This is a genomic window from Phytoactinopolyspora endophytica, assembly GCF_004138495.1.
GTDB classification, from domain to species: Bacteria; Actinomycetota; Actinomycetes; order Jiangellales; family Jiangellaceae; genus Phytoactinopolyspora; species Phytoactinopolyspora endophytica.
This window is the reverse complement of sequence record NZ_ML142852.1, coordinates 55405-61188: the sequence shown is the minus strand read 5'-3', so window position 1 is coordinate 61188 and position 5784 is coordinate 55405. Positions and strand designations below refer to the sequence as shown.

The window sequence follows — 5784 nt, the reverse complement described above, 5'->3', positions numbered from 1 at the left end:
GCCAAGAACCTGTTCCGCCAGCGCAATCCCCACCTGCGGACGCGGCTGATCCGCCTGGACCCGCATGCGTTGCGACTCCTCCGGCAACGAGATATGACGCCTGACTCGGTTCCCGGAGCGGGAGAGCCGATCATGCTGACCACGGCGGCCAATCTGACCCGGGGAGGCGACAGCGCCGAGGTGCTCGACGAGACGCATCCGTGGCTGCTGGACACGGCCGTGCGGGCGGTGCGTGCGGTTCCCGGGCTGGACCACGCGGGCGTCGACTTCCTCCTCGAGGACCACCGGCGTCCACTGGACCGGCAGGAGGGCGCGGTCTGTGAGCTCAACTCACTCCCCGGGTCGACGTCGCATCACTACCCGGTGTTCGGTACCGCCCGCAATGTATCCGCCGAGATGGTCGAGTATTACGCCCGGCAGCGCGGGCTGCGTACCGCAAAGCAGCCGCCGACGATCTCGGTCGAGATCCGCGTCACCGGGACGGTCCAAGGTGTCGGGTACCGGCATTGGCTGGCCCGCCTGGCTCAGCGGCTCGAGCTGACCGGGTGGATACGCAACTGCGACCGGGACGACCTGGTCGAGGCAGAGGTCACCGGACCGCTGGATCTGGTATCCGCGGTGTCGACTCAGGCGATATTCGGCCCGCGAGAGTCACAGCCGGAGTTCGTCGAAACCCGCGCCATCGAAGCTCGCGCGGTCGAGCGGACGCAGCCGGTTGACTTCGCCGTCCTTGGCTGACCGGACAGCTGTATGGAGACCCGGATCATTGAGGCTCGGTCGGCAGGGGCTGAGGGCGGGACAGAGCGGTTCTCACCGTTTTCCAGGCCCGTCGACTGGCGTCGCGGATCGCCGCCTTGCGCAGCAGACCGGTCGCGAGAGTGACCGTCTCAGGTTGTGATGTCGCCAATGAGCCGGATGTGAACGGCGGCTGCGGGGCGTATTCGATGAGCAGCTGGATGGCCTTCGCCACTGGTGCACCTCGAAGCTCGGCGGCCAGTACGAGGGCCATGTCAATGCCGGCGGACACTCCAGCCGCCGTCATTACTGTGCCATGGCGGACCAGCCGCTCCGGAACGTAGGTCGCCTCGTAGCGGGCCATCCGATCACGAGCCGCCCAGTGGGTGGTAGCCGAATGTCCGTCGAGCAGTCCGGCTGCGCCGAGCAGCAGCGCTCCGGTGCAGACCGAGGTGGTCCACTGAGCCGTCTGGTGTGCCGTGCGTACCCAGTCCACCAGTTTCTGGTCTTTCGCTACCGCGAACGAGCCGAGTAGTCCGCCGGGGATGACCAGCACGTCCGGGGACGGCAGCTCGTCGATGGCTGCTTCGGCGCGCATGACCAGAGCGCCGGTGTCCGAATGCACCAGGCCGGGCTGGCGAGCCACGAACGTCACCCGGGCGTTGGGTAACCGGGACAGGACTTCGTAAGGGCCGACCGCGTCCAGGGCGGTGAAGCCCGGATAGATCAATATGGCGATCTGGGTCATGTGCGCCATGTCCGCAGGTCCTTGGCTGCCGAAGGGTGCGCGGTCAGCGCCCGCTCCAGGAGTACCGCGCACCGTGATCTGTTCACCGTCCCAGCGGCGTCGAGGTCGGTCACGTAGATATCGATGGGTCGGGCGTGCCCAGAGTCCATGGGGTTATTCCGCCGGAAGGATGGTGGGGTCGGCCGCAAGGTGGCGAAGCCTGTCGAGCACGGCCCGGCGGGCATAGCGGTAGGTGCCGGCGTGATCGGCGAGCCGGGCATGGATAACGGTCATCTCGCCCAGGGCATCGATCTCAAACGTCAGCTGTCCAGCGTCGACATCGGCGGCCAGCTCACCGCGGGCGATGGCGTCGTCTACCAGCGACCGGATGAACGTGAGCCACTCGTTGACGGCAGCGCCGACCCTTTCTCGCACCGCGCCGTCCCGGTCGTCGTACTCGGTCTGAGCGGCAAGGAAGAAACAGCCGCCGGGCAGGACGCCGTCGGCATAGAACGCCAACCGGGACTCGTGGACAGCGAAGAGCCGTCGCAGCCCATGCGGGGCAGTCAGCGCGGGTGCAATGACGCGATCCGTCCACTGCCTGCGTGCCTGCTCGATCGTGTCCAGCTGGAGCTGCTCCTTGGTACGCCAATGCGCGAACAGGCCGGACTTGCTGACATCCAGGTGGTCGGCGAGCCTGCCCAGCGACAACCCGTCCAGACCGTGCACGGATGCCAGCGACACGGCCGCGTCGAGCACTGCCTCCCGGGTGCGCTGACCGCGGACCAGCCGCCCATCCACGCGCTCTTTCACATCCATGACGAATGACCATAACACAATAAGACCGAACGGTCGTAAATATTCTTCCCCCTGGACAACGCGTCGGATAACCCAGGACGCCTGTTCGCCGGGGTAGTCCCGGTCATGATTTTGCGACCAAGAGACCGGCTTTACGGGGCACTAGAATCGGCGGCTTACATCCGCGACGTTGTGGCAGAAGAGCTCAGCCGGCTGGGGCGCAGCTGGTGAGGATGAGCCGGTTCGTGTCGTCGAGCCCATCCGGGCCGACGACGACGGTGGCCGCGCTGCGGTAGGTGGTGATGATGCGCCCCAGCCGCTGCCGGGCGTACTCGTCCCATTCCTGGTACTCATCGGCCCATGTCACGCGTGAGATGAGCAGCTCGGTGGGGTAGGCGTAGCGACGCGGGGCGCCGAGCTGCGGAACGTCCATCACGATCACCGGACGGAACCCCGCGGTCAGCAACTGCAACCGGGCGATTTCGTCGACGATCGGCTCGATGCGCTCCGCTGGGACGTCGAGCATCAGGACGACGACGACGGGTAGCCGTTCCGTGCCGACGCCGCCGAGGACGTTTCCCGGCGCGACGTCGAGTGGGGCGGACTGCGCGGCGTCGACGTCGAAGACGCGTTTGACCAGAGACCGTGCGCTGTTGCTCTGCCGGATCCGGGGCAGCAACGCCCGGCGGGCGTAGCGGTACCCCGGCAGACGTCGGACGTATCGGCCGGCCTTGCGCACTCTCGGGTTGCTCGCCACGGGCACCACCTTAGTGTCGATGGTCAGCGGATCAGATTGGCGATGTACGTGGCGGCTTCGGCTGCGCCGTTGCCCGGGTCGATCTCTTTCACGCGTTCGATCATCTCGGGTCCGTGGGCGAGCAGATCCGCCAGCATCGGCTCTGCCGTCTGGACGGTGACCGACGGGAGCTGGTGGGCCAGGCCGCTTTCCGCGGCGAACCTGGCACGCGCCTCCTGATCGTCCAGCGCGGTCTGGCGGTTCGGGACGAACAGGGTCGGCACGCCGAACCGCAGGAGCTCGTGGAACGAGTTGTACCCGGCTGCGCTGACCGCGACGTCGAACGCGCGATAGTAGCGCGACAGCGGGTAGGTGCGCACGACATGCACGTCGGTGTGCTCGCCGCCGTCCGCGGCGATCTCTGGCTTGGTGACGCAGACCTCGACCCCCAGGTCGCGGAGCGCGGCGATGGACGCGCCGACGTCGCCGCTGGTGTCGTTGATGTTCCCGGCGCCGAGTGAGACCAGGGCGAGCTGGACGTCTGGATCGACGCCGAGCGCCGCCCGTGCCTCGGCGCGTTCGTCCAGATCCGCGGTGTCGAGCAGGGTGACCGGGCCGACGCGGGCCGCGGCCGTCTTGCCGGTCACGCCGCGGTCCGCCGGGGAGGCAAGGTCTCCCGGCTCGAGCACCAGGTCGAACCAGTCCGCCTTGTGCAGCCGGTCAGTGCCCTGTCCGGGCTTCCACATGCCACGCCGGGACCACAGCCATCGCGCGTCGGGGAAGGTCTCGCGGACCGCCGGGATGCCCTCGTACGGCCACGTTCCGTCGAAGACGACGACGGCCGGGCGGATCCGGTCCATCACCTGCGCCACCGACTCCGCGAAGTAGGCGTGCCACCGGCCGGGCGCCAGGCCGGTCGCGGTCATCGATGGCAGGTACTCGTACGTGTAGCCGAAGTTGCTGACGACAGGTGCGGCCTGTGACAAGGAGAGGAAGTGCGGTTCCACCCGCGAGCCGGCCTCCGCGCGGACGGCGTAGGCGAGCAGCCGGGTCAGGTGTCCCATGCCGGAGCCGTTGCTGGAGATGAACAGCACCGGTATCCGCTCGACCTCCGCTGCGCGAGGGCCGCCCGCATCCTCTGCCGCGGCCGGCACAGTCAGTGCGACCTCCGGGAGCCGAGGTGGCTCCACTGGACGGGTGAGTGCCGCGTGCTCGTCGGTGACGGCCGTGCCGGGAGCATCCGGCCCGTCGGACGCGGTGCCGATCAGTTCCGCCAGGCGTGCGATGTGCGCCTGATGGCCGAACCGGCTCCGCGCGACGTCGGCGGCGCGTGCCACCTGGTCCTCATACGCCCTCCGGTCCGCGTAGAGACGGTCGACGATGCGCCGCACGGCCGGGGGCTCGGCGTAGATCGCGGCGGCACCGAACAACGGCTCGAAGGCCGGCGGCAGGATCGCCGGAACACCGCTGGCCAGAGCTTCGAGGACGGTTCGACCGAATGCCTCGACCCAGCGCGGATCATGGTAGTAGACGAAGAAGTCCAGCCCGGCCAAGAACTCCTTGGGCGACATCGCCCCGAACTCGTACACCTCCCACGAGTCCGGAAGTTTCCCGAGCAGTGCTTCGGCGGGCTCAGCCCCGCCGAGGACGCGCACCGTCCACGAGCCGTCGACGGGATAGACCGCCTGCAGCGTCTCGACGTCGCGCGGCCATTTCTGAGCCGAGGCCCGGCTGTGCCGTCCGACGACGGGCCGATGCCCGCGCGGGCCGGTCCGCTCGACCTCCCACGCCTCAACATCGATGATGTTCACCCAGTCGGACTCGAGCAGTGACGCGGGCGGCACGCGACCCGCGATCGACTGGCGGACCTGGGGGCCGATCGGCGCCCACAGCGGTTCTCGACCGAAGCGTTGCCGAGCGATCTGGTGAACCTGTTCCGGGCGGTAGTGCTCGTGCCCGTCGATGTCGTGCGGTGCGGCGTTCGCGACGATGACGACGTGGTCCGTCTCGATCGGTGGCAACTGGTCGGCCGCGTACTCCAGGACGGCGGGATGCCGGACCACGGCTGCGCGTGCGCGAACCCGTTCCCCGCGCACCAGCAGCTCCGCGTGACCCTGCTGGACCTCCTGCCTGATCTGCGCGTTGACCGGTGAGACCTTGGCCACAAGCGGTCCGTTCAGGTGAATCAGAGCGGTGCTGAAACCGGCGGCGTGCTGGGCTCTGACCTCCTCGGCGATGCTGTGCGCCGTCCCACCCGCGAAACGCAGGTCGGACACGTCGAGCACATCCACGAAGTGGGCATCGGTTCCAGACACGGGAGACGATAATGCCATGCTCCGGGCCTTACGCCCGCACCCGGACCGCGTCGGAAGAGCCGGGCCGCGCGGCAATGCCGGGTCAGGCGGACCCGGCATTGCCACCCTACGGCGCGGCCGGCGGTACGACCGTGACTCGTTCGGAGGCGACTCGGGTGTCTCGGCCGGCCGCATCCTCATGGCGGACCAGCACCGAGGACCCGCCGACGACAAGGGGTACGAGGAGGGCATCGAGCAGCGCCGAGCGCAGGTCCTGAGTGCTGACCAGCAGCCGGGTGCCGGGGCCGGCGCCGAGCTGGCGTGCCCGGTCGTGCGCCTGTTCCACCAGGCCGCCGAGTGTATGACTGGCACCGTGGTACTGCAGCGCCGGCTCGGCGGCGTCCGGCGGTGTGTAGGGCACCAGGTCGTCGGGGTGGCCCGGCACTTCGACGGCGTAATCGAGCACCCCGATCGGCAGTGGATCGGCGAACCGG

7 protein-coding genes are annotated in these 5784 nt (G+C 68.6%); 1 reads left to right on the top strand and 6 read right to left on the bottom strand.

Annotated features, from left to right (window positions below; translation table 11 throughout):
* A partial coding sequence (locus tag ELR45_RS08655) for an acylphosphatase (protein WP_205856262.1) occupies positions 1-738 on the top strand: 738 nt, incomplete at its 5' end.
* 25 nt (positions 739-763) lie between these two features.
* Here the strand turns inward: ELR45_RS08655 and ELR45_RS08650 are convergent.
* The 6 genes from ELR45_RS08650 to ELR45_RS37275 form a co-directional block, all read right to left on the bottom strand.
* Positions 764-1492, bottom strand: a complete 729-nt coding sequence (locus ELR45_RS08650; protein ID WP_129665194.1) for a DJ-1/PfpI family protein — start codon at positions 1490-1492, stop codon at positions 764-766.
* The gene (locus tag ELR45_RS34825) at positions 1480-1632 is read right to left on the bottom strand and encodes a hypothetical protein (protein WP_165367609.1); all 153 of its coding nucleotides are present in this window, start codon (positions 1630-1632) and stop codon (positions 1480-1482) included. Before ELR45_RS34825 ends, ELR45_RS08650 begins: the two co-directional genes overlap by 13 nt.
* Positions 1633-1636: 4 nt before the next feature.
* Positions 1637-2281 (bottom strand): TetR/AcrR family transcriptional regulator, encoded by a 645-nt coding sequence (locus tag ELR45_RS08645; RefSeq protein ID WP_129665192.1) that lies wholly within the window; start codon positions 2279-2281, stop codon positions 1637-1639.
* Positions 2282-2465: 184 nt separating this feature from the next.
* Positions 2466-3017: a hypothetical protein gene (locus tag ELR45_RS08640; protein ID WP_129665190.1), complete on the bottom strand. Its 552-nt coding sequence runs from the start codon at positions 3015-3017 to the stop codon at positions 2466-2468.
* Positions 3018-3040: 23 nt separating this feature from the next.
* Entirely contained in the window at positions 3041-5311 is a 2271-nt protein-coding gene (locus ELR45_RS37280; protein ID WP_205856261.1) for a glycosyltransferase, read from the bottom strand.
* Between the two features lie 106 nt (positions 5312-5417).
* A partial coding sequence (locus ELR45_RS37275; protein WP_205856260.1) for a TIGR03089 family protein occupies positions 5418-5784 on the bottom strand: 367 nt, incomplete at its 5' end.